The sequence below is a fragment of the Novosphingobium gossypii genome, from assembly GCF_050433305.1.
Taxonomy (GTDB): Bacteria; Pseudomonadota; Alphaproteobacteria; order Sphingomonadales; family Sphingomonadaceae; genus Novosphingobium; species Novosphingobium gossypii.
Map to the genome: position 1 here is coordinate 37,889 of NZ_JBNPXM010000007.1, position 23,499 is coordinate 61,387.

At 67.9% G+C, this 23,499-nt stretch carries 22 protein-coding genes; 15 read left to right on the plus strand and 7 right to left on the minus strand.

What is annotated here, in order from left to right; genetic code table 11:
• Positions 1 to 17 precede the first annotated feature (17 nt).
• Complete coding sequence (locus GGR40_RS13930; RefSeq protein ID WP_429276854.1) at positions 18 to 308, minus strand: GNAT family N-acetyltransferase; 291 nt, start codon at positions 306 to 308, stop codon at positions 18 to 20.
• 58 nt (positions 309 to 366) lie between these two features.
• Between GGR40_RS13930 and GGR40_RS13935 the strand changes: the two genes are divergently transcribed.
• Together GGR40_RS13935 and GGR40_RS13940 are read left to right on the plus strand one after the other, a co-directional pair.
• Positions 367 to 1,362, plus strand: a complete 996-nt coding sequence (locus tag GGR40_RS13935) for a threonine aldolase family protein (RefSeq protein ID WP_429276855.1) — start codon at positions 367 to 369, stop codon at positions 1,360 to 1,362.
• A 2-nt stretch (positions 1,363 to 1,364) separates the two neighbouring features.
• Positions 1,365 to 2,276 carry a DMT family transporter gene (locus tag GGR40_RS13940; RefSeq protein ID WP_429276856.1) on the plus strand — a complete coding sequence of 304 codons (912 nt, stop codon included), beginning with the start codon at positions 1,365 to 1,367 and terminating at the stop codon, positions 2,274 to 2,276.
• On the opposite strand, the gene GGR40_RS13945 is transcribed toward GGR40_RS13940, so the two are convergent.
• Entirely contained in the window at positions 2,253 to 3,044 is a 792-nt protein-coding gene (locus GGR40_RS13945; protein ID WP_429276857.1) for a Rossmann-fold NAD(P)-binding domain-containing protein, read from the minus strand. The two genes, GGR40_RS13940 and GGR40_RS13945, sit on opposite strands and share 24 nt — an antisense overlap.
• A gap of 177 nt (positions 3,045 to 3,221) precedes the next feature.
• Between GGR40_RS13945 and pepN the strand changes: the two genes are divergently transcribed.
• The 5 genes from pepN (at position 3,222) to GGR40_RS13970 (ending at position 9,053) form a co-directional block, all read left to right on the plus strand.
• Positions 3,222 to 5,888, plus strand: coding sequence for an aminopeptidase N (gene pepN / locus GGR40_RS13950; protein ID WP_429276858.1), 2,667 nt, complete (start codon positions 3,222 to 3,224; stop codon positions 5,886 to 5,888).
• Positions 5,881 to 6,711 carry a peptidoglycan editing factor PgeF gene (gene pgeF / locus GGR40_RS13955; protein WP_429276859.1) on the plus strand — a complete coding sequence of 277 codons (831 nt, stop codon included), beginning with the start codon at positions 5,881 to 5,883 and terminating at the stop codon, positions 6,709 to 6,711. The genes pepN and pgeF overlap by 8 nt, the downstream gene beginning before the upstream one ends.
• Before the next feature lie 504 nt (positions 6,712 to 7,215).
• Positions 7,216 to 8,328, plus strand: a complete 1,113-nt coding sequence (locus tag GGR40_RS13960) for a flagellar basal body P-ring protein FlgI (RefSeq protein WP_429277016.1) — start codon at positions 7,216 to 7,218, stop codon at positions 8,326 to 8,328.
• A gap of 1 nt (position 8,329) precedes the next feature.
• Entirely contained in the window at positions 8,330 to 8,623 is a 294-nt protein-coding gene (locus GGR40_RS13965) for a rod-binding protein (RefSeq protein WP_429276860.1), read from the plus strand.
• Positions 8,613 to 9,053 carry a flagellar biosynthesis protein FlgN gene (locus GGR40_RS13970; protein ID WP_429276861.1) on the plus strand — a complete coding sequence of 147 codons (441 nt, stop codon included), beginning with the start codon at positions 8,613 to 8,615 and terminating at the stop codon, positions 9,051 to 9,053. Before GGR40_RS13965 ends, GGR40_RS13970 begins: the two co-directional genes overlap by 11 nt.
• A gap of 1 nt (position 9,054) precedes the next feature.
• On the opposite strand, the gene GGR40_RS13975 is transcribed toward GGR40_RS13970, so the two are convergent.
• The 3 genes from GGR40_RS13975 to GGR40_RS13985 all read right to left on the minus strand — a co-directional run bounded on the left by GGR40_RS13975 (position 9,055) and on the right by GGR40_RS13985 (position 13,772).
• On the minus strand, positions 9,055 to 10,146 hold the full coding sequence (locus GGR40_RS13975) for a helix-turn-helix domain-containing protein (protein ID WP_429276862.1): 1,092 nt from the start codon (positions 10,144 to 10,146) through the stop codon (positions 9,055 to 9,057).
• 465 nt (positions 10,147 to 10,611) lie between these two features.
• Entirely contained in the window at positions 10,612 to 11,037 is a 426-nt protein-coding gene (locus GGR40_RS13980) for a flagellar basal body protein (protein WP_429276863.1), read from the minus strand.
• Positions 11,038 to 11,048: 11 nt separating this feature from the next.
• A complete protein-coding gene (locus tag GGR40_RS13985) occupies positions 11,049 to 13,772 on the minus strand; it encodes a hypothetical protein (RefSeq protein WP_429276864.1) in 2,724 nt (907 codons plus the stop codon).
• Positions 13,773 to 13,901: 129 nt separating this feature from the next.
• On the opposite strand from GGR40_RS13985, the gene GGR40_RS13990 reads away from it, so the two are divergent.
• Entirely contained in the window at positions 13,902 to 14,930 is a 1,029-nt protein-coding gene (locus GGR40_RS13990; protein ID WP_429277017.1) for a flagellar motor switch protein FliG, read from the plus strand.
• 1 nt (position 14,931) lies between these two features.
• Positions 14,932 to 15,630 carry a FliH/SctL family protein gene (locus GGR40_RS13995; protein WP_429276865.1) on the plus strand — a complete coding sequence of 233 codons (699 nt, stop codon included), beginning with the start codon at positions 14,932 to 14,934 and terminating at the stop codon, positions 15,628 to 15,630.
• A 24-nt stretch (positions 15,631 to 15,654) separates the two neighbouring features.
• Here the strand turns inward: GGR40_RS13995 and GGR40_RS14000 are convergent, their stop codons facing one another.
• Positions 15,655 to 15,801 carry a hypothetical protein gene (locus tag GGR40_RS14000; RefSeq protein ID WP_429276866.1) on the minus strand — a complete coding sequence of 49 codons (147 nt, stop codon included), beginning with the start codon at positions 15,799 to 15,801 and terminating at the stop codon, positions 15,655 to 15,657.
• Positions 15,802 to 15,997: 196 nt separating this feature from the next.
• Here GGR40_RS14000 and fliF point away from each other — a divergent pair, with 196 nt between their 5' ends.
• From fliF to GGR40_RS14030, 6 genes are read left to right on the plus strand one after another with little or no spacing between them, the layout of a single operon-like run.
• The gene (gene fliF, locus GGR40_RS14005) at positions 15,998 to 17,587 is read left to right on the plus strand and encodes a flagellar basal-body MS-ring/collar protein FliF (RefSeq protein WP_429276867.1); all 1,590 of its coding nucleotides are present in this window, start codon (positions 15,998 to 16,000) and stop codon (positions 17,585 to 17,587) included.
• Between the two features lie 10 nt (positions 17,588 to 17,597).
• Complete coding sequence (gene fliN / locus GGR40_RS14010) at positions 17,598 to 17,975, plus strand: flagellar motor switch protein FliN (protein WP_429276868.1); 378 nt, start codon at positions 17,598 to 17,600, stop codon at positions 17,973 to 17,975.
• Positions 17,972 to 18,466, plus strand: coding sequence for a helix-turn-helix domain-containing protein (locus GGR40_RS14015; protein WP_429276869.1), 495 nt, complete (start codon positions 17,972 to 17,974; stop codon positions 18,464 to 18,466). Before fliN ends, GGR40_RS14015 begins: the two co-directional genes overlap by 4 nt.
• A 35-nt stretch (positions 18,467 to 18,501) precedes the next feature.
• Positions 18,502 to 20,616 (plus strand): flagellar biosynthesis protein FlhA, encoded by a 2,115-nt coding sequence (flhA, locus tag GGR40_RS14020; protein WP_429276870.1) that lies wholly within the window; start codon positions 18,502 to 18,504, stop codon positions 20,614 to 20,616.
• Positions 20,617 to 20,665: 49 nt separating this feature from the next.
• Positions 20,666 to 22,246, plus strand: a complete 1,581-nt coding sequence (locus tag GGR40_RS14025; RefSeq protein WP_429276871.1) for a flagellar hook-length control protein FliK — start codon at positions 20,666 to 20,668, stop codon at positions 22,244 to 22,246.
• A gap of 12 nt (positions 22,247 to 22,258) precedes the next feature.
• Positions 22,259 to 22,942: a flagellar hook assembly protein FlgD gene (locus GGR40_RS14030; protein WP_429276872.1), complete on the plus strand. Its 684-nt coding sequence runs from the start codon at positions 22,259 to 22,261 to the stop codon at positions 22,940 to 22,942.
• 30 nt (positions 22,943 to 22,972) lie between these two features.
• Here the strand turns inward: GGR40_RS14030 and GGR40_RS14035 are convergent, their stop codons facing one another.
• Positions 22,973 to 23,332 (minus strand): hypothetical protein, encoded by a 360-nt coding sequence (locus tag GGR40_RS14035; RefSeq protein ID WP_429276873.1) that lies wholly within the window; start codon positions 23,330 to 23,332, stop codon positions 22,973 to 22,975.
• Positions 23,333 to 23,499 lie beyond the last annotated feature (167 nt).

Consider the following 23,499-nt stretch of genomic DNA (forward strand, 5'->3'; position numbering starts at 1 on the left):
TAGAATCCTGCCGTCCCTCAGGCCCGGACGTCGGCCCATTCGGGGTGGCGGCGGAAGGCGACCTCCACATAGCTGCAGACCGGCGCGATGCGGAAGTGGTTCTCGCGCGCATCCGCGACCATCGCCTCCACAAGACGCATGGCCACCCCGCGTCCGCCGATGGCAGGCGGGACCAGCGTATGGTCGGCGTAGTGGATGCCATCGCGCGCGGTCCAGGTCAGGCGGCCGATGTGGTCGCTGTCGGCGACATGGGCGTGGTATTCGCCCGAGGATCCGGTTTCATGTTTGGTGATTGTGACGCCGACCATGGACGGTTCTCCTCGTTGCGCTTGACGGGAGGGCCAGGCGCTTTCAGGGCATATGGTCATGCAGTTCACGTCCGACAACACCGCCGCCGTCCATCCCGCCGTCTGGCAGGCGATGATGGCCGCCGATGCCGCCGACTTCCCCTATGACGGCGATGCGCTGAGCCAGCGGCTGGACGCGGTGGTGTCGGACCTGTTCGGGCGCGAGTGTGCGGTGCTGTGGGTGGCGACGGGCACGGCGGCGAACTGTCTGGCGCTGGCGTCGATGGTGCAGCCGCATGGCGCAGTCGTCTGCCACCGCGAGGCGCATATCGAGATGGACGAAGGCGGCGCGCCGGGCTTCTACCTTCACGGCGCAAAGCTGCTGACGGCCGGGGGGGAAAGCGCGAAAGTCACGCCCGAAACGCTGGCCGCCGTCATCGACCCGATCCGCGACGACGTCCATCAGGTGCAGCCGCACGCGATCTCCATCACGCAGGCCAGCGAATACGGCTGCGTCTATCGCCCCGGCGAACTGGCCGCCATCGCCGACTTCGCCAAAGCGAGGGGGCTGGGCCTGCACATGGACGGAGCGCGGTTCGGCAATGCCGTGGCGCATCTGGGTTGCACGCCTGCCGAAGCCGCGAGCGGGGTGGACGCCCTCAGCTTCGGCTTCGTCAAGAACGGGGCGATGAGCGCGGAGGCCATCGTCTTCTTCGACGCAGAGGCCGCCCACGCCATCCGCTACCGCCGCAAGCGGGCCGGGCACCTGCAGTCCAAGGGCCGCTACATGGCGGCGCAGATCTTGGCGATGCTGGCCGACGACCTGTGGCTCGATAATGCCCGCGCCGCCAATGCCGCCGCCGCCGCCATCGCCGCCGCCGCCCCGGACCGCCTGCTGCACCCGGTTGAGGCGAACGAGGTGTTCCTTACCTGCACCGCCGCCGAACGCGCCGCCCTGCGCAACGCGGGCTTCAGGTTCTATGACTGGGGCGACGATGCAGCGCGGCTGGTCGCATCGTGGGATGCGAAGGACGGCCATGTGATGGCGCTGGTGAAGGCGCTGGCAGCGCTGTGACGGTGCCCGACACCACTCCTGCGCCGCCATCGCGCTCTCGCCTGATCTTCGCCTTCCTTGTCGTCACCGCGATCTGGGGATCGACGTGGCTGGTCATCAAGGATCAGGTCGGGGCGGTGCCGCCGACATGGTCGATCACCTATCGCTTCGCGCTGGCAGGGGTGGGTATGCTGGTCCTGGCGCTGCTGCGCCGCGATTCGCTACGGCTGACGCGAGAGGGGATGGGGCTGGCGCTGCTGGTCGGGCTGAGCCAGTTCGTGTGCAATTTCCAGTTCGTCTACCGTGCGGAAATCCACCTGACGTCGGGGCTTGTCGCGGTGTGCTATGCCCTGCTGATGCTGCCCAACGCGGTGCTGGGACGTATATTCCTAAAGCAGAAGGTGACGCCGGGGTTCATCGCCGGGTCGCTGGTGGCGATGGCTGGCATCGCTCTGCTGATGCTCCATGAATACCGCAGCGCCCCGCCGGAAGGGCGCGTGGCACTGGGCGTGCTGATGACCTGCGCGGGCATCCTCAGCGCATCGGTGGCGAACATCCTGCAGGGCAACCGCGTGGGCCGTGCCCAGCCGATGGTGCCGATGCTGGTGTGGGCGATGCTGATCGGCGCCGCGCTGGATGCCTGCTGGAGCCTTGCCACCGTGGGCGCGCCCGTGATCGAGACGCGCTGGGAATACCTGGCCGGCATCGCCTATCTGGCGATCGCGGGGTCGGTGGTGACGTTCCCGCTCTATTTCATGCTGATCCGCGAACTGGGACCGGGCCGTGCCGCCTACAACGGCGTGGCGGTGCCGGTGGTGGCGATGGCGCTGTCCACCCTGTTCGAGGGCTACCGCTGGACCGCCCTTGCCGCAGGCGGCGCGGTGCTGGCGCTGGCCGGGCTGGTGATCGCGCTATGGGCGAAGAAGCGCGGCTAACCCTTCGGCATACGTCGGATAGCGGGGCCGCCAGCCCAGCACCTGCCTGGCCTTGCCGTTGGCGACGCGGCGGTTCTCCGCATAGAAGGCGCGCGCCATCGGCGAGAGATCGGCTTCGTCCAGCGTCTGCAGCGGCGGCAGGGGTGCTCCGGTCAGGCGGCAGGCGTGCTCCACCAGCCGGTTCTGCGCGCAGGGCAGGTCGTCCGCCAGATTGTACGCCCCCGCCGGCGCATCGATTCCCGCCAACACGCCGCGCGCAATGTCCTTCACATGCACGCGGCTGAACACCTGTCCGGGCAGGTCGATGCGGTGCGCGCGGCCTTGCGCGATGCGGTCCAGCACCGAACGGCCCGGCCCGTAGATTCCCGGCAGCCGGTACGCCCGCGCGCCCAAGGCCAGCCATGCCGCGTCGGCCTCGGCCCGCGCGGTGCGACGCCCGGTGCCAACTGGGACGCTTTCGTCCACCCACGCGCCGCCCGCATCGCCGTAGACGCCGGTCGAGGAAAGATAGGACAGCGCCTTTCCGTTCAGCACATCGCCATAGCGGTCCAACACCGGATCGAGCGGTTCGCCTCTCCCTTCGCGCCCCGGCGGGACCGAGGAGAGCACATGGTCGGCATCGGCCAGCGCCAGCCGCACGGTGCCTTCATCGTCGAAGGCAAGCGTGCCTTCGCGGCCGGTGGAGACGACTTCCCAGCCGTGCCGCGCGAACAGCGATGCGACGAAACCCGCGGTATAGCCAAGGCCGAAGATGAACAGGCGGGGCATCGGGTTCCTTCCACGTCGTCCCGGATCTGCTCCGGAACCGCTGGCGTGAACAGCCCACCGGGATGGGCGCGCAGCTTTCTCGCACCTAAAGACCGCCGCCGGTCCCGGATCAAGTCCGGGACAACGAATCCGCGCCTCTTTGCTGGCAATCGCCCGCCGAGCCTCTAAGTAACGCACATGGATATCGCCAGCAGACCCTCCGAGCCCGTCGAGAACACCCAGATCGCCGATGCCGCGCCGCCGCCCGCCGCGCCGCCGGTGATCCGCCGGGAGGATTACCTGCCCCCGGCCTGGCTGATCCCGCAGGTTGCGCTAGATTTCCGGCTGGGCGTAGACGCCACGCACGTGACGTCGAAGCTGTCGGTCACGCGCAATCCTGCCGGGAACGGGGCCACCACGCTGCGGCTCAACGGTGACCAGATCGCCCCGCTCGCGGTGCGTGTCGATGGCCGGGAGGCCGACTGGCGCCTCGACGGTGCGGACCTGCTGGTCGAACTGCCCGGCGACGCGCACGAGGTGGAAGTGGAAACCGCGCTCAATCCCGGTGCCAACAGCCAGCTGATGGGCCTCTATGCCTCGGGCGGGATGCTGTGCACCCAGTGCGAGGCCGAGGGCTTCCGCCGCATCACCTTCTTCCCCGACCGGCCCGACGTGCTTTCCACCTACACCGTGCGGATGAGCGGGGACAAGGCTCAGTTCCCCATCCTCCTCGCCAACGGCAACTGCACGGCGCAAGGTGAGGGCGAGGATGGCACACATTGGGCCGAGTGGCACGATCCCTGGCCGAAGCCGAGCTACCTGTTCGCGCTGGTGGCGGGCGACCTGATCGCCAACCATGCCACCTTCACGACCATGAACGGGCGCACGGTGGACCTCAACATCTGGGTCCGCCCGGGTGATGAGGACCGCACCCAGCACGCGATGGATTCGCTCGTCAACTCGATGAAGTGGGACGAGGAAGCGTTCGGGCGCGAATACGATCTCGACCTGTTCAACATCGTCGCGGTGTCTGATTTCAACATGGGCGCGATGGAGAACAAGGGGCTCAACGTCTTCAACACCCGCTATGTGCTGGCCGACCCGGAAACCGCCACCGACGGCGATTATGATGCGGTTGAGGGGGTAATCGGCCACGAATACTTCCACAACTGGTCGGGCAACCGCGTGACCTGCCGCGACTGGTTCCAGCTGAGCCTGAAGGAAGGCTTCACCGTCCTGCGCGACCAGCTGTTCAGCTCTGCGATGGGCAGCGAGGCGGTCAAGCGGATCGAAGACGTGCGCGTCCTGCGCATCGCCCAGTTCCCTGAGGATTCCGGCCCGCTGGCGCACCCGATCCGGCCCGATTCCTATCAGGAAATCAGCAACTTCTACACCGCCACGATCTATAACAAGGGCGCCGAGGTGATCCGCATGATGCGCACGATGGCGGGCGTGGAGCGGTTCCGGAAGGGCACCGACCTCTATTTCGACCGCCACGACGGCGAGGCCGCGACGTGCGAGGATTTCGTCAGGGCGATCGAGGACGGCGCCGGGCTGGACCTGACGCAGTTCCGCCTGTGGTACTCGCAGGCCGGCACCCCGCAGGTCACTGCCCGGCTGGAGCATCGCGGTACGCAGGCCGTGCTTTCGCTGACGCAGACGGTGCCCGCCACCCCCGGCCAGCCGGAAAAGCAGGCAATGCCGATCCCGCTGCGCGTGGCCCTGTTCGACCGTGAAACGGGCGAGCATTCGGGCGAACAGCTGATCGTGCTGGACAAGGACGCCGACACCTTCACCTTCGACGGGTTCGCCAGGCCGCCGGTGCTGTCGATCAACCGCGGCTTCTCGGCCCCGGTTGCGATCGATTTCGCGCGCGGCGCACCTGCTGATGAGCGGGCGGATCTCGTGTTCCTTGCCGCGCATGACGACGATCCCTTCGCCCGCTACGAAGCGATGCAGGGGCTAGTGGTCCAGCACCTCGTCGCCGCCGTCAGCGGCAAGCTGGACGACGCCAGCCGTGCCGAAGGGCGGGCGGCCATCGGGCAGGCGTTCGGCGCAGTAATCGCTGACCCGGCGCTTGACGACCTGATGCGCGGCGAACTGATGATCCTGCCCGCCGAGACCTATCTGGCAGAGCAGCTGGCGATCAGCGACCCCGGCGCCATCCATGCCGAGCGCGAGGCGCTGAAGGCATGGCTGGGCACCGAACTTGCCGGGCCGCTGAAGGCCCTGCACGACCGTGCCATCGCCGTGCCCTATTCGCGCGATGCGGCGGCACGCGGCGCGCGCAAGATCAAGACGCAGGCGCTGGTCCTGATCGCCGCTGGCGACCCGGCCGAGGGTGCAAAGCGCGCCTTCGCGCAGTACAGCGCGGCGGACAACATGACCGACCGGCAGGGCGCGCTGATGGTGCTGTGCAACCTCGATACGCCCGAGCGGGAAACGGCGCTGGCCGACTTCCACGATCGCTATGCCGGCAACGCGCTGGTCATCGACAAGTGGTTCTCGCTGCAGGCAGGCGCGCTGAACCCGAAGGTTCTGGATCACATCGCGGCGCTGGCGCAGCATCCCGACTTCACGATGACCAACCCCAACCGCGTCCGTGCGCTCTACATGGCGGCGGCAGTGAACCCCCGCGCGTTCCATGACGAGAGCGGGGCGGGCTATCGCCTGATCGGCGACCTCATTCGCCGCCTCGATGCGGTGAATGCGCAGACTGCGGCGCGCTTCGTGCCTTCGCTGGGCCGCTGGCGGCGGATCGAGCCGGTGCGTGCCGCGATGATGCGCGCGGAACTGGAACGGATCGCGGCCATGCCCGACCTTTCGCGCGACGTGCGCGAACAGGTGTCGAAGTCCCTTGGTTGATCGGGTGGGGACTGATCGGGCCGGAACTGATCTGGCAGCGGCTGATCCGGTAGAGGTCAACCGTGCGCTTGTGCTGGACGGGTTGCCGCACGGTTTTCTGGGCCGTCGCGGTGGGGTCAGCACGGGCGAAGTGGCTGGCCTCAATGTCGGGCACGGTTCGGGCGACGATCCGGATATCGTCCAGCGCAATCGACAGCTGGCCGCTCATGCCGTGCTGCCCGGTGCGCGGCTGGCGACGGTCTATCAGGTCCACTCCCCCGACTGCGTGACGCTGGGGGTAGAGCCATGGTCGGAGGACACGGCGGCTGACGAACGGCCCAAGGCCGACGCGATCGTCACCGACCGGCCCGGCATGGTTCTGGGCGTGCTCACCGCAGACTGCGCTCCGGTTCTGTTCGCAGACCGGCAGGCGGGCGTCATCGGCGCGGCTCATGCAGGCTGGCGCGGGGCGCTGGCCGGAGTGACTGATACCACCATCGCCGCAATGGAAGCGCTGGGCGCGAAGCGGGAAAACATCGCCGCCGCCGTCGGCCCATGCATCGCGCAAGGCTCCTACGAAGTGGATGCAGCCTTCCGCGATCGCTTCCTGACGGACGACTTTCCCAACGCCCGCTTCTTTGCGCCGGGCCGGGCCGATCACTTCCAGTTCGATCTGGAGGGCTACGTGCTGTGCCGCCTGCGCGCCGCCGGGATCGCCCATCCTGAAGGCTTGCGGCTGGACACCTATGCCGATGCAGAGCGCTTCTACTCGTTCCGCCGGGCGACGCATCGCGGAGAACTGGCTTACGGGCGGCAGATTTCGCTGATCGGCCTGCCGGCTTGACTTTAATAACCAATTAGGTTATATACTCCAGCAGCGGCGGGGCGAGGGCGTGTAGCTGATGCTCCTCATCCTCGCATGCGGTCGGCGTCCGGTCGTGGAATTCCGGACAAAGCCACACTACCGGATGCACGGATGAACCGGGAGTATGCTCCCAGGGTCGATGGCAAGGACGCGAGCCCGCACCATCATCCCCGCGCACCGAAGGGCCGTGTCGGAAGAGTGACCCTGATGGTCTGCCCCTCCTTCGACCATTCGCATATGAAGGCAGCACCCGGCACTGTCACCTGTTGCCGGTGACCCAAACAGCGCCGACCGCACCCGTCCGCGTTCTTACCCCTGGCGTTATGCCCGCACTCGCCAGCGGGCGCAGAGCCGTGCCTGCGATGGGTGGCAACTCACAACCAGAGGCTGCGTACTCCCGGCCGCTCACCCTCCCCCAAAAGGCCGCAAGGTGTTTTCGGCGCCGCCGCCCCGCCCGCCCGGCTTTCATCCTATAAGTCGATGATGGCCCGGTTTCCGTTTCCCTTGGCATGTGTCTTCGCGTTTTGCGCCCTGCTTGCGCCGTCGCTAGCGGTTGCCGGGCCACAGCCGCGCATCAAGGACATCGTCGATGTCGAGAACGTGCGGACCAACCAGCTGGTCGGCTATGGCCTGGTGGTCGGCCTGCAGGGCACCGGCGACCGCATTCGCAACGTCCCCTTCACCGAAGAGACGTTGCAGGCGATGCTCGAACGCATGGGCGTCAACATCCGCGGCACCCAGATGCTGACCCAGAACGTTGCCGCCGTCACCGTTACCGCCACGATGCCGCCGTTCGCCCGCTCCGGATCGACGGTGGACGTGCAGGTTTCGGCGCTGGGCGATGCCAGCAGCCTGCAGGGCGGGATTCTCCTCGTCTCCTCGCTGCGGGCGCTGGACGGAGAGATCTATGCAGTGGCGCAGGGGCCGGTCGCGGTGTCGGGCTTCAAGGCGCAGGGCGCGGGCGCGAAGCTGAGCCGGGGCGTCATGACCACCGCGCGGATCGCCGGCGGTGCCATCATCGAGCGCGAAGTGCCCTACGACCTGCGCAATGCCCATTCGCTGAAGCTGGCGCTGAAGAATCCCGATTTCACCACCGCCCGCCAGATCGCCCAGACCATCAACCGCGAGGCGCCCGGTTCCGCCGAAGTGCTGGACCCCGGCACCGTCGAGCTGCGGCCCTATGGCAGCGCGTCGCTGATCGATCTGGTAACGCGGGTGGAGAACCTGACCGTGGCGGTGGATCAACCCGCCCGCATCGTCATCAACGAGGCGGCCGGCACCGTGGTCATGGGTGCGGACGTTCGCGTCAGCCCGGTCGCCATCGCGCAGGGCGGGCTGACCATCAGCGTCACCGAAACTCCCGTCGCCTCGCAGCCCGGCCCGCTGTCCAACGGGACCACGGCGGTGCTGCCGCGCACCCGGATCGAGGCGAACGACGGCAACGGCGCGGCGCTGGCGATGCTGACCAGCGGCACCTCGCTGCAGACGCTGGTCGGCGGCCTGAACGCGCTGGGGGTCAGCCCGCGCGATCTCATCACCATCCTGCAGGCGCTCAAGACGGCGGGCGCGCTGCAGGCCGAAATAGCGGTGCAGTGACATGAGCGATCCCGTGCATGCCTATCCCGTCCGTCCTGCCATCGTCCCGCAGGACCGCAGCCCCGCCGCTGTGGCGCGGCAGTTCGAAGGCGTCTTCGCAGGCCAGATCACCAAGATCATGATGGAGACGGTCGAGCAGGACGAACAGTTTTCCGGCGGCCACGGCGAAGAGATGTTCCGGGGCATCCTGGCCGAGCAGATCGGCAATTCCATCGCGGCGGGGAAGGGCCTTAGCATCGCGTCTGCGGTCGAGGCGCAGATCATCCGCCTGCAGGGAGGTTCCGATGGCGAATGAAGGCGAGACGGCGGCGCAGCTGGTGGAGATCATGACCTCGCTGTCCGCTGTCATGCGCGAAGAGACGCAGCGGCTGGAAGCAGGCACCCGCGCGCTGGAGCTGGCAGAACTGGCGGAGGCCAAGGCGCGGCTGGTCGGTGCGCTGGAAGAGCGGCTTGCACGCCTGACCCGGCAGGAGCCGGACTGGACCGCCGCGCTGGACGAGCCCACCCGGCAGGCGTTCATCGAAGGGCTGGGCGAACTGCGCGCGGCATCGATGGTCAACGCCACGTTGCTGGAGCGGCATATCGAACTGTCTGCGGACCTGATGGGCGCGATCTCTGCCGAGGCGAAGCGCGTCACCGGCAGCCGCGCCTATGCCTATGGCGCCAGCGGCACGCTGGCACGCGCGGATCTGACGACGCCGATCTCCCTCAACGGGCAGTTCTGACTTACTCGAACACCGCCGAAAGCACCGCCGCCACGTCTGCGGGGTCAAGCGTGTCGAGCGCGATCTCCAGATCCGGGCTTTCGCTGTAGCCCAGCATCCGGCCATGACGGTCGGCGGTGACGGAAAGGACGCGCAGGCCCTGATCGTCACGGATGACGGCAAGGCCGCCGGTGGCGGGGTAGCGATCGGGGTCCACCACCAGCGTGGCGCGGCCCGGCAGGCCCGCACCAAGCGTGGGGCGGCCAAGCCGCAGGCCATAAGCGCGCGATCCCGCGCCGCGCGGAGCCTCGATCGTGGCGTCGGTGGCAGTGCGGGCAATGCGACCGTCGGGCAGCGGGGTGCCGAATACCGGGAGCAGGCGGACGGTGGCCGTGCCTTCGACCGGGGCCGGTCGTGCGGCGGGCGCGGCGGCAGGTGTCGAAAACGCAGCGCGTGCTGTGCCCGGTGCAGCCTCCGCAGCCAGTTCATCGCGCAGGGCGGCGATACGGGTGCGGGACTTGGCGAGCCGCAGTTCCGGGTTGGCGACCAGCGGCAGGACGGGGTCAAGATCGCCGCGCGCCTGCAGGGCTTCCACGTGCGCCATCAGCGCCGCATCGTCCTTCACGCCGAACAGGCGGTGCAGGGCGGCGCGCACTTCGTCGTTCCAGCGGTCCAGCGGCTTGAGCGCGTTTTCGATGCGCGAGAGGATTACCGGAGCGATGCCGTATTCGGATTCCAGCACGGCGATGGTCAGGGCCGGATCGCCGCCGCGGCGAGCGCGCAGGGCGGCGGCGAGCATCACGGCGCCGCGTTCGCCTTCGGGGTCGGTAGGCATGGGGCCGTGCAGCGGTTCGGCCCAGGCGGCTATGTCGAAGCCGGCATCGTCCACGTCCACCAGCAGGTCCTGCGGCGCCACGCCCAGCGCACGGCCCAGATCGCGCAGTTCGTCTGCGCGGGCAAAGATTTCCCCCCGCTCGATCTTGGAGAGCCGGATATAGGTTATTCCCGGAACCCGCTCCGACAGTTCCAGCAGCGAACCGATATTGAGTTGCTTGCGGAACTTGCGAATACGGTTGGGGAATACGAGGGCGCGATGGAAATCGATTGCCGTCATGCCCCTCTCCATTACTTGCCGGTCGTCGGCCCTCTGGTCCAGTCTTGGCGACTTGTCGTTCATCGCGGATCTTGTTCCGTTCGTAAGATGACGCGGGCTTTTCATGCCCCTGCCCCCCGGTCAATCACCCCATAGGCAGGTCATGCCGAATCGGGTCTTTTTCGCGACGGTGTCATGACCGTCCCTGACTTGGGAACTGACGCCTACCCCCTTGCGATATCCTTAAAATTTCACGTTTCTTGCGCAATAGGGGCTCTCCCCATCCGCAAAACCCGTGTCGGGACGCGCAAATCGCCGGGAACGGGCGATTGTGGCGCAAGCCGAAAGGCTGGACCCAACCTCCGAAACGGATGTAAAATTTCAGGATGGCAACGCCGCGAACGAACTTTCACCCGCCGAGACGCGCCATTCCTTTAACCGCGCGCGGCGGTTCCGGTTCCCGATTCCGAAAGTGGACCGGCGACGTCAGCCCTTGCCGACGGCGGTCTTCATCAGGGCCATCTGCTTGCGATAGAGGTTGGTCATCGCCGCATAGTCCTGCTGGACCTGACCCAGTGCCAGAAGCTGGTCTTCCAGAGTGACGTTGTTGCCGTCGGGCTTGGTCTCGCTGGTGGAGGAGTCCAGCACGATGCGGCTGCCCGCCTGCGGGGGCTTTGCGCCCAGCGCGGTCATGCCGCTCGACAGTTCGATGTGCGGGCGCGCCACGTGGGGCGCGCCGGTGCTGCCCAGTTGCCCGTCGACCAGCGCCGAGAAGTTCTGCGGCTCAACCGTGCGCGCCTTGTACCCCGGCGTTTCGGAGTTGGCGACGTTCTCGGCGATGACGCGCTGGTGTTCGGCCATCGCCTTCATGGCGCGGCCCATGCCGTCGAACAGGGGGGGCAGGGTGGACATCGCGTGCTTCCTCAGGCGCCGGTGAGCCGCGACAGCGCGGCCTGGTAACTGGCCAGCTTGGCCTGCTGATAAGGAGTGCCGCCGCCGGTGGGGATCGTTCCGTCGACCATCGCCGCCTTGCTCGAATCCCAGTAGAGCGAGCGATAGGCCGATTGCGTCATCGAGATCGCCGACTTGATCTTGGCCAGCGCAGTGGCGGCGGTCTTGGCATCCAGCAGGGTCAACGCATCGTTGAGGCCCAGGTTATACCGGCCGCCGGGGGTGACCTTGGCCGCTTTGGGATCCACCGCTTTGGGCGGCACCAGCCTGATCGGATCGAGGCCGAGCTTGCCCAGCGCGTCGCTGCCGTCCGCCCCAGCGATCAGTTCCAGCGTATGCCCGGCCTTGACCTCGATCTTGAGGCTGGATGCGCCGTCGGTGAAGGGCGTGGTGATGGTGGCGTCGGTGCCGGTTATCAGCCGGATCTTCTGGGCGAGCGACGTCATCGTCTCGCCCTTGGCGATGGTGACGGTCCGCGCGCGCTCGCCATCGACGCTGATCTTGAAGGTGTCGCCCGCCCGCAGCGACGTCTCGGCGATGAGGTCGCCGTTGGCCTGCTGGTTGAGCACGCCGCGATGCAGACCCAGCGCGCCGAGCGAGGTCGCGCCGCCGGTGACGGCGGTCAGGCGCACAGGGTCAACCGCGCTGCGCAGCCGCCCCCATTGCGACAGCGTCTGAATGGACCCGTCCGCCGGGTCGATCCGTGCCACGAAACCATCGACGGTGCCGGTCTTTTCCCCGCCCAGCGTGCCAGACGTCCGCCCGCCGACGTAAAGCATGCCGTTGAGATAGGCGACGCTGTCGGCCTGATCGGCGGTGTCGGTGCCGATGTAGCGCGTGGTGGCCGCCGACAGATCGCCGTCGATCAGCGTGACGAATGCGTCAAGGCCGCCGCTGGGGGCGTTCGCCTGCGTTCCGCCCAGCGCCGTGCTGGTGGCCCCGACGACGGCGATCTGCCCCGTCTGGGATACCGCGATGGCCCTGGCCGATGCCGTGCCCAGCGCGATCGAGCCGAGATCCTGCGTCAGCGCTCCCGCCCCGATCCGGCGCAGCGTGGCGGTGCCCTTTTCGTTGGTCAGCGCCAGCAGGTTGCCGTCACCGTCGATCGCCAGCGCCGAGATCGAATCCGAGCCGCCGCTGTCGATGGTCCGGCGCTCCTGCATCCGCCCGGCGGCGTCGAGCCTGACGATCACCGCATCGCCGGCGCCGGTGGAGGCGCGGCCCGCGACGTAGATCGAGCCGTCCTTGCCAACGGCCACGGCGCTTGCCGTTTCGTTGCCGACCTGGCGGATGGCGGTGCTGGAAAGCTCCTCGCCTTTGGCGTTGAAGCGGGAGACGAGCAGGTCGGTCTGGCTGTCGTCGCTGCCGTTGAAGGCGCCGCTGACGGTCCCGGCGACGACGATCTCGCCATTGGGTGCGATCGTCACCGCCGCACCCGATGCGCTGCCCGCAGCGCCAAGGCCGCGCTGCCACACGACCTTGCCCTCGCTGTCCACCTTGGTGAGGAAGAGGTCGTCCTTGCCATCGCCGATCTGCGAACCGAGGTCTCCGGCGCTGGTGCCCACGATGTAGCTGTAGCCGTCGGCATCGGTGACGATGGCGCCGGTGGCGGTGTCTGCGGGCACGGTGTAGTCGGGCGTGGTGCCGCCTTCGACCGCTGGCTTCGCCTCGGCCTTGGCGCGGGCGGTGGCGGCAGTGTCCAGCGGGTTGATCCTGCCCAGCCGTTCCCAGCTGAGCGATCCGGCCAGATCCTCTATCCGGTAGATGTTGGCCGATGTAGGGGCAGCGGTGCCCGAGATCGTCGTCGTCTCTCCGCTGGCCACCATCAGCGCGTCGCCGGCATCGACCTGATCGAGCGAGACCTTCTCGATCCCCGCCGGGTTGAACACGAGGCCCCATTTGCCGTCGGTCTTCTCGACCGTGAAGTTCGACTTCCACTGGCTGGTCGGCTTGCCTGAAGCGTCAAGCACCGGATTTCCGGCAGCATCGGTGGCCGTTTTCGCGCCGATCGCGGCATTGATCGCGGCGGCCACCGAATCGAGCGTCGGCGGCTGAGTGGTCTGCGCCAGATCGACGTTGACTACTTCGCTGCTGCTGCCGCGGGTGAGCGTAACCTGAAACACCTCGTTGCCGGCCAGGCCCGCGATCGGGGCGGCGCGGGTCTTGGACACGCCGGTGCCGGCCACCGATCCGGTGGCATAGCGCGACGTTACCCCCACCGTGCGGGCCGTGCTGGTCACGGTGCCAAAGCCGATGTCGAGCAGATCGGTGTCGGCCTGACCGAGATAGGTCTGGAGATCGGCAAGCCCCTTGGCGAAGCTGGCCTGAAGCGACGTCCGGGCGCTGTCCGACAGGGTCTTGGAAGTGCCTGCCTGTGCAAGGATGCGCAGGTTTTCCAGCGCCTTGTATGCGGTGAAGGCGGTCTGCACATCGGGCAGATCCTCCAGCGAACTGTCGCCTTTGGGATCGATGATGGAGGCCAGGCGCTTGATCGCCGCGACCTGCGCGCTGGTGGCGCCGTCGTCTTCGGTGACACCCGTCCATGGCGCTGTGGTGGCTGGCGTGGTGAAGGCCTTCTTCGCCGCTGCAACCGCCGGGCTGTCCACGGTGGCGGCAGAGGCGAGATAGGAGGAGTAAGCCGTCGATCCTCCCAGAACCGACAGTCCGATCAACCCGTTGTTCAGACTTATCGTCAATTGTGCCTCACGAGCCGGTTGCGCGGATACCCTTCCTATAAATAGAAGGAACTCTCCGGGATCGGCAATGGCCCAGCCTTTTTTGAGCCTGTTTTTTCGCTCCAGGAACCAGGAAACGTCGCAGTGAACATGATGGCCGCGGTGGGCGAACCGCCGGAACTCAAGAAATACTCGGGCACCCAGCGCGCCGCCGCGCTGCTGCTGGCGCTGGGTCAGGAGCACGGCATCCCCATTTGGCAGCAGTTGAGCGACGACGAGATCAAGGAACTGTCCTCCTCGATCGCATCGCTGGGGCGGGTGCCGGCGAACGTGGTGGAGTACCTGCTGGGCCAGTTCTCGGGCGAGGTTTCCTCCATCACCACGCTGCACGGCTCCTACGAAAGCACCGAGCGGCTGCTGGAAGGTGTGCTGGCGCCCGACCGCGTGCGCGACATCATGGACGACATTCGCGGGCCTTCGGGCCGGACGATGTGGGACAAGCTGTCCAACGTCAGCGAGGGCGTGCTGGCGGGCTATCTCAAGAGCGAACACCCGCAGACCGTCGCCGTCATCCTGCAAAAGCTGAAGAGCGACCACGCCGCCCGTGTCCTTGCCGCCCTGCCGCGCGACTTCGGGACCGAGGTGGTGATGCGGATGCTCAAGACCGAGACGGTCCAGAAGGACGTGATCGTCCAGGTCGAGCAGACGCTGAAGACCGAATTTATGACCAACCTGTCGCGCAGCCAGCGCCGCGACCCGCACGAGGCGATGGCGGAACTGTTCAACGCGCTGGACCGGTCGACCGAAGAGGCGATGCTGGGCGCGCTGGACGAAAAGTCGCCCGAGGAAGCCCAGCGCATCCGTGCGCTGATGTTCACGTTCGAGGACTTGGCGAACCTGCTGCCCAGCGCGATCCAGGCGATCGTGCGCAACTGCAACAAGCGCGAACTGGCGCTGGCGCTCAAGGGCGCGCCGGAAGACATGCGCCGCCTGTTCTTCGGCGCCATGACCGAACGCGCCGCCAAGCTGATGCGCGACGACATGGCCGCGATGGGCCCGGTCCGCGCCCGCGAATGCGAGGCCGCGCAGGGCAATCTGGTGGCGCTGGCAAAGGATCTGGGCGAACGCGGCGAGATCGTGCTGGCCGATCCCAAGAGCGACGATGCGATGATCTACTGAGATGACCATGGACGGCGCGGCGATCATTCAACCTTTCGGCTTCGACCGGGTGTTCTTCCACCCGGCCGACATGCCCGCGCACGATCCCACCCCGCCGCCTGCCGAGCCGCCGCCGCGCGAAACGACGGTGGCGGACCTGCGCGAGGAACTGGCGGAGATGGAGGCGCGGATCGAGCGTCTTCAGGCGGATCACCGTGCCGAACTGGCCCGCGCCCGCGCCGACGGTTTCGAGGCCGGGGCATCGCAGGCGCGCGCCGAACGCGGCGAGGCGCTGCTGGCGGCGACCGATGCGCTGCACGGCGCGCTGGACGCGATCGAGGCGCGCTTCGACACGATGGCCCGCACGATGGTGGGCGAGGCGGGCGCGGTGGCGCTTCATGCCGCCGAATTGCTGGCCGGCCACGCGGTGGATACAGCGCCCACCCGTGCCGTTTCAGAGGCGCTTGCCCGCGTCCTTGACCAGGTGGCGCAGGGCACCGCACTGGTCATGCGGGTCAACCCCAGCATGCGCGAGGAAATCGCCGTTCTGATCGACGCGCGCGAGGCGAAAGCCGGGCGCCCGTTGTCGATCACGGTGGTGGACGACGTCGAGGTGCCGGACGGCGACGCCCGCATCGAATGGAGCGCAGGCGGCCTCAACATCGATGCCGGGGCGCGCCGGGCCGCAGTCATGTCGGAACTTGCAGGCGTCCTGATCTAGGGGTTGGCCCGCCAGCGCTCCGGGTCAGGGTGCGGCGGCGGCGGCATCGCGCGCGTTGTCCCGTTGCGCCTTGTCGGCGCCGACCCCGTATCCCAGAAAACAGGAAACGATCAGAACGAACGCCAGCGTGGCACCCGCGATCTGGCCGCGCGAAATTCGATCTTGCGTCATTCGAGCCTCCTTTTCGACAAGTTCTGGAAGAGTATCAGCCCTGCCGTTTTCATATGAAGCGGTTTTCGGTGCACCGGGCCATTCGCACCGTGAAGCGTGCCGACACATTTTTCCGGGCACCGGCAACTCTTGCCGCATACTCATCCTATAATATCCGTGGGGCGCGCGACGGGTGCGGCGTCAGGGAAGGCCGAACTTGGAAGCGTTGCGCAATTTCATCGGGCAGATCGGCGTGCGCCGTGCCGCTCTCATGGGCGGCGTGGCGCTGGCGCTGCTGCTGGGGCTGGGGTGGATGGCCACCCGCACGCCGGAAAGCGCGATGGGCTACCTCTACACCGACCTCGACCCCGGCGCCGCGTCCACCATCACCGAGAAGCTGAAGGCGCAAGGGGTGCCTTTCCAGCTCTCGGCGGATGGCTCGGCGATCATGGCGCCCGCCGACAAGCTGCCCGAACTGCGCATGGCGATGGCGTCCGAACAGCTGGGCGGCAAGATCGGCTACGAAGTGCTGGACGAGGAGGAGCCCTTCGGCATCTCCTCTTCACGCGCGAAGCTGAACGAAACGCGCGCGATCGAGGGTGAACTTGTCCGCTCCATCGAAAGCCTGGATCGCGTCAGCCGCGCCCGTGTCCATGTCGTCATGCCCGAACGCGCGATGTTCGAGACCGAGCCGCGCAAGGCCAGCGCATCGGTGACGGTCAAGACCAACGGCCGCCTGCCCGCCGAAGCGGTGCAGGCGATCCGCTATCTGGTGTCCTCCGCCGTGCCCGACCTGTCGCCGGAATCGGTGTCCATCGTCGACCAGACCGGCGCGCTGCTGGCGCGGGCGGGCGAAGGCGGTGGCGCCGACGCCAGCGATCTGGAAGACCGTCAGGCCGCCGTCGAGGCCCGCCTGCGCGACCAGATCGAGACGCTGGTGGAACCGATCGTCGGCCACGGCAAGGTCCGCGCCGAAGTGGCCGCCGTGCTGGAGCGCGATCAGGTGCGCGAGGAGTCGGAGACCTTCGACCCCGACAAGCAGGTCATCCAGCATCAGGTGACCGTCGAATCCAGCAACCAGAGCAACGAGAACGCACCCGGCGCGCAGGGCGCCTCGGTGGCGACGCAGCTGCCGGAAAATGCCGGCGCCGCGCAGAAGGGCGCGGGCGGAGACACCCGCAACGCCGCGCAGAACGAAACCTCGGAAGACACCACTTACCAGAACAGCCGCCTACAGAAGGTGGCCGTCCGCACGCCGGGACAGGTGAAGCGCCTGACCGTGGCGGTGATGGTGGACGGTGGCGAAAAGGGCCTGCCGCAGCCGCAGATCGACCGCCTGCAGCGCCTTGTCGAGAATGCGGTCGGCTTCGACAGCGATCGGGGCGACAGCGTGGTGGTGGAGAACATGCCCTTCGCCGCGCAGGACATCGACGGAATCGACGGCGGCCTGCCGTTTGGCCTGACCGTCGATCGCATCCTGGATGTGCTGAAGATCGTGCTGGTGGGCGGCATCGTGCTGTTCGCCATCCGCATGCTGCGACGCCAGAACGCCCCGGCGCTGCTGCCGCCGCCCGCTGTGGGCGCGTCCGACGGTGAAGATCGCCGCCAGCCGGGCGCCAGCGTCTCCATGGCCCAGCTGGAACCGCTGGGCGAGGCGGGCGAGGACATGCCGCTGCTCGATCAGGAAGTGGCGCTGGCCCATGTCGAAGGCCGCGTGAAGCTCTCCGCGATCAAGCGCATCGGCGACACCATAGCCACCAATCCGGCGGAATCCGCGTCCGTGATCCGCCAGTGGATGAACACGTGAAAGGTACCCGATGAGCGACGAGCTCGACCCCCGGCAGCCAAACGCTTCGCCCGCGCATCTGGCCCCGGCGCACCTGCCGGAAGAGCCGGAGGCGCCTTTGCCAAGCGAAACCGCGCTGCCGCCGCGCCCCTCCACCCCGCCGGTGCCGGACGACCTGCAGGCCGTGTTCGACGTTCCGGTCAAGGTGCAGGCAGTGCTGGGCCGTTCGCGCATGGACATCGGCGATCTGCTGCGGCTGAAGCCCGGCATGGTGGTGGAACTGGATCGCCGAGTGGGCGAGCCGGTCGACATCTTCGTCAACAACCGCATCATCGCGCGCGGCGAAGTGGTGCTGATCGACGCCACGCTGGGCATCACGCTGACCGAAATCGTCCGCAAGGAAGGATGATGGGCGCGCGGGACAGCGACGCGACCCGGCTGATGCTGGTCGGCGAACTGGGCGACGCGGTGGGCCTTGCCAACGCGATGGTGCGCGGCTGCGCCACCCGCATCGGCGTCGATACCGCCAGCCCCGCAGCGCTGGAGGCATGGTCGGGGCCGGAAGCGGACCCGGCGGTACACCTTGGCGCCGACGTAGTGATGGTGGACCTTGCCGTGAACCTCAAGGACGTGATGACGCGCCTGCGCGGCGGCATGGACGTGGGGTCGGTGACGGCGTCCGTCTCCGGGCTGGTCGGGCAGAACATCGCCGATGTGGAGCGCGAACTGATCCTCCAGACCCTGCGCCACTGCGGCGGCAACCGCAGCGCGGCGGCGGCGATGCTGGGCATATCGGTGCGGACCATGCGGAACAAGCTGCGCTCCTTCCAGGCCGATGGCATGGCGGTTCCACCCGCGCTGGCCGGGGCGATGCGGGCCGAGATGGCGGCGGGGGCGTGATGCCTGAAGGCGCCGCACGTCCGGCTTCCTGACAGATGGCCTCCGCCCCTTCTAGAATCGCGATTCCGCCTCAGCTTGGCCAGTTCCTGACGCGACTGGGGCCGGGGCGCGATCTGGCGCTGGCGCTGGGCGTGGGCGCGATCATCGCGATGTTGATCCTGCCGATGCCGGCATGGATGCTCGACATGGGGCTGGCGTTGTCGATCACGGCATCGGTGCTGATCCTGATGACGGCGCTGTTCATCGAAAAGCCGCTGCAGCTTTCCAGCTTCCCGACGATCCTGCTCATCACCACGATGCTGCGGCTGGGCCTGAACCTGGCCTCCACCCGGCTGATTCTGGGGCACGGGCACGAAGGGCATACGGCGGCGGGCGGGGTGATCGCGGCCTTCGGTGAGTTCCTGATGGGCGGGCAGACCGTCATCGGCCTGACGATCTTCGCGATCCTGATCGTCATCAACTTCGTGGTCATCACCAAGGGCGCGGGCCGCATCGCCGAAGTGGCGGCGCGCTTCAGCCTGGATGCGATGCCCGGCAAGCAGATGGCGATCGACGCCGACCTCAACGCCGGGACCATCAGCGAGGACGTCGCGCGCGAGCGCCGCGCCGAGATCGAGGCCGAAAGCGGCTTCTACGGCGCGATGGACGGTGCGTCCAAGTTCGTGAAGGGCGATGCCGTCGCGGCGCTGCTGATCACCGCGATCAACATCGTCGTCGGGCTGATCGTGGGCGTGGCGATCCACGGGGTTCCGTTCGGGCAGGCTTTCACGACTTACACGATCCTGACCGTGGGCGACGGGCTGGTCAGCCAGATCCCGGCGCTGATCGTCTCGACGGCGGCGGGCCTGCTGGTGTCCAAGGGCGGCGTGGTGGGCAAGACCGGCGCTGCGCTGGGCGACCAGCTGGGCCGCTATCCCAAGGCGTTCGGCATCGCCGGTGCGCTGATGGGAATGCTGGCGCTGATGCCGGGCCTGCCGTTCCTGCCCTTCGCGCTGCTGGGCGCGGGCTGCGGTTGGCTGGCCTGGTCGATGACGAAGAAGGCCGAAAACACCGCCGCCGCGGCCCGCGTGGAGGAAGCCGCCGCGCAGGCCCGGCACAGCGCCGCGCAGGCCGAGGAGCCGATCGCCCGCACCCTTGCCATCGACGCGCTGCGGATCGAGCTTGGCTATGGCCTGCTGCCGCTCATCAACGATGCCGATGCCGAGCCGCGCCTGGACGATCAGGTGCGTGCGCTGCGGCGGCAGATGGCGATCGACTACGGCTTCGTGCTGCCGTCCGTGCGCATCATCGACAACATGGCGTTGCAGGCCAACGAATACGTCGTCTACGTCAAGGAGACAGAGACGGCGCGCGGCGAACTGCGCATCGGCAAGCTGCTGGTCATCAACGCGGGCGGCGGCGAAACAGGCCTGTCGGGCGAGGCCACGCAGGAGCCGGTGTTCAAGCTGCCCGCCCAGTGGATCGACCGCGACCTGCGGCAGGAAGCGGGCTTCCGCGGCCTGACCGTGGTGGACTGCGGCACCGTGGTCACCACGCACCTGACCGAAATCGTCAAGGACAACATCGCCGATCTGCTGTCCTATTCCGAAGTGCAGAAGCTGTTGGACGACGTCCACAAGGACTCGGCCAAGCTGATCGCCGACATCGTACCTTCGCGCATTTCCGTGTCCGGCGTGCAGCGGGTGCTGCAGAACCTGCTGGCCGAGGGCGTCTCCATCCGCGACCTGCCGACGATCCTTGAGGGCGTGGCCGAAGCCAGCGCGATCACCGCGAACCTGACGCAGGTGACCGAGCATGTCCGCGCGCGGCTGGCGCGGCAGATCTCGGCCCAGCACACGCTGGATGGCATGATCCCCATCGTCGCGCTGGGACCGGCATGGGACGAGGCTTTTTCCGAAGCGATCATCGGGCAGGGCGACGACCGGCATCTGGCCATGGCGCCTTCGCAGTTGCAGGCCTTCATCGGCGCGGTGCGGCAGACGTATGACCGGCTGGCGACGCAGGGCGACATCCCATGCCTGCTGACCAGCCCGGCGCTTCGGCCCTTCGTGCGGTCCATCATCGAGCGGGTCCGGCCTGCCACGGTGGTGCTCTCGCAGAACGAGATCCACCCGCGCGCACGGCTGCGCAGCCTCGGCGCGATCGGATGACACCTGCGACCGACGACCGATCGGGCCCGAAACATCCTATGATGCATGAATGCCCGTGTCCGTGACGCCCCTGATCCCGACCATCGCCCCGGCGGGTGTCCCCTCCGGCGTGCAGGCACCGGCCGCACAGGGCGACCCCGGCGCGTTCATGGCGGCGCTTGCTGCCGTGGGCGGGGCCGGTGCGCCGATGGGCATGGAAGCGAGCATCGGCGGCGGCCCGGTGCCGGTGCAGGGCACGACCGGCAGCGCCCTCGCCCCTGCGCCTCAGGCTGACGATGCGGCGCCCGGTCCTTCGGTCGAGACGGCGCCGGGGGGTGTGGCGGCGGACAGCCCTTCGCCTGCGCCTGCGCCCCTGACGCCCGCAGTACCTGCACCGGTCGAGCCGATTCCAGACGGGAAACCTGTGGCGGAACAGGCGCCCGTTCCGCAAGGCGCGCCGCCTGCCCGGTCGAAGCCTTCACCGCTTGTGCCCCCCGCTTCCCAGCTGCCCGGCGAGGCGCGCACGACCGCGATTGCCGGCGCGACCACGCCGCGCATGGCAGAGGCAGCAACGCCGCTCGATGTGCCAGCGGCACCGATCGACGATGCGCCGAACGGTGTTCCTGCGCCGATGCCACTATCCACGTCGCAGGCCGCCGGGCAAACGGCAGAGCAATCGTTCCCGGTCACTCCCGACGCTCCGGCACAAGAGCCGGCTTCGGCAGCTCCGGGAGCTGCCGCCATTCCGATCCAGACGGCCCTTCGACCCGATGGATCCGCACCCCGGACACAGTCCATAGCGCAGGCAGTCGGCAAGGGTGGGCAGGAGGCGGGCCGCGTCCACAGACGCAAGGCGGCATCGCCAGCCGTTCCGCGCGTCGCCGTTCCGGTCGCACAGGAAGGTGCTGCCGTTCAGACGACACCCCTCGCGATGCCGCCGGGGGTATCCCATGCGGCAAGCCCGGCACTACCCGCATCGGTCGCGCCGAAGGAGGCGGAACGCGTCCAGACTTCGGCCACCGGGCATGTCATAAGCGACGGACCCACACCATCCACGCCTGACCTTTCCGCGCCTGAGCCGCGCGTCCCGGCGCCGCTGTTCACCCAGACGCTGGACATTGCCGCCGCCCGGCACGGGGCGCTGCCTTACGAGACCGCGCCGACGGGCCACGGCGCCGACGGTCAGGATGCCATCGTGTCGATGCGCCCTGGCAGTTTCGGCACCGACGTCGGCGTCGCCATCGCCCGCGCGCTCGACAATGGACCGGACGGCGCGCGCGACGCGCTGCTGATCCGGCTCGACCCGCGCCACATGGGGCGCATCGACGTGAAGATGTCGTTCGACGATGACGGCACCTTGCGCGCGGTCGTCTCCGCCGACCAGCCCGTCGCGCTCGACATGTTGCGGCGAGAAAGCACGCATCTCGACCGCGCGCTGGCCGATGCGGGCGTGCGCGCCGATGCGCAGTCGCTACGGTTCGACGGGTCAGGCAGTTTGGGCAGCGGAGCCGGGGGCCAGCAGCGCCACGGCGGGCGGCCGCAGATGCCCGCGGCCCAGCCCGGTGCGGGCGAGTTTTCCGGCACGCTCGACGGCGCGCAACCCATCCTTCGGTCGCTGCGGGGCAGCGGCCATGTCGATCTCATGGCATAAGGCAGCATCGCAATGACCACGGTAACCGACGCCGCTTCGACCCTGGGCGGCACCAGCACCGGCTCGGCTTCGACGGCTGCGTCCAGTTCGGGCCTGCTGACCGACTACAACCTGTTCCTCAAGCTGCTGACCACGCAGATGACGCACCAGGATCCGCTCGATCCCATGGACACATCAGAATACACCCAGCAACTGGTGCAGTATTCGCAGGTGGAACAGTCCATCCAGCAGACCGGCAAGCTGGGCGACATCCTCAGCCAGATGCTGTCGCAGCAGATGGCGCAGGCTTCCAGCTACATCGGGCGCGAGGCGCGGTTCGATTCCGCCGTGGCCGGCCTTGGCGATGGACCGGCGAAGTGGACCTACTACGTCGGCGGCACGCCCGCCACGGTCACCGCGACGATCAAGGATGCCAAGGGCGTGACGGTCCGCACGGTGACGCTGGACCCTTCGGAGACGCAGGGCAGCTACGAATGGGACGGCACCAAGACGGACGGTACCAAGGCGGCGGAAGGGGCCTATACCCTGTCGATCAGCTCGCTGGCGTCGGACGGGTCCACGCTGGACACCACCATCAATTCGGTGGGCGTGGTGGATGATGTGGTGACGGACGGGACGAGCATCATGCTTGGCGTCAACGGCATTCGGCTGTCGGCATCGGGGCTGGTCGCGCTGACCATGCCCAAGGACGACTGACAGGGCCGAAGGGACTGCAGGCGAAGGGTGTTACCCTTCGCCCACCGCGTCGCTGGGTTCCAAGGCAGGACGCACGGGCAGCGCGGGCGCATCGACGGGGCTGAGCGTGGTGTCCAGCCGGGTGCAGCCGGGCAGGCGTTCCGGCAGCGCCAGCATCATCAGGCAGTCGGCGATCGAAGGATCCTCCATCGGGCCGATGAGATCCTCCACCTCCTCGCGGCTGAGGTCAGTCTGGCTGAGGCAGCGCAAGGCAGCCGCCTGCCACAGCTGTGCGGGTGCATCGACCCGCAGCCTTAGCGAAAACCAGTATTCCTGCTGCGCGCCCGAAGCCGAAGCCCCCGGAGCCGGGGCGTTGCCGTCGCCCAGGCCCCAACGTGAATTGTCCGCCATCCGCACTCTCGAACAGACCGAATTGCCACGGTCCGTTGCCCCCGGACCGGGATCGACAGGCGATCCCCGCCGGAGAAAGATGGACTGAAAATCCATCCGTCGCCGGCAGCTCCGTATCTATACCAGGTTGCATTGCAGAAAAGCGGCGGCGCGAAACAATGCGTTGA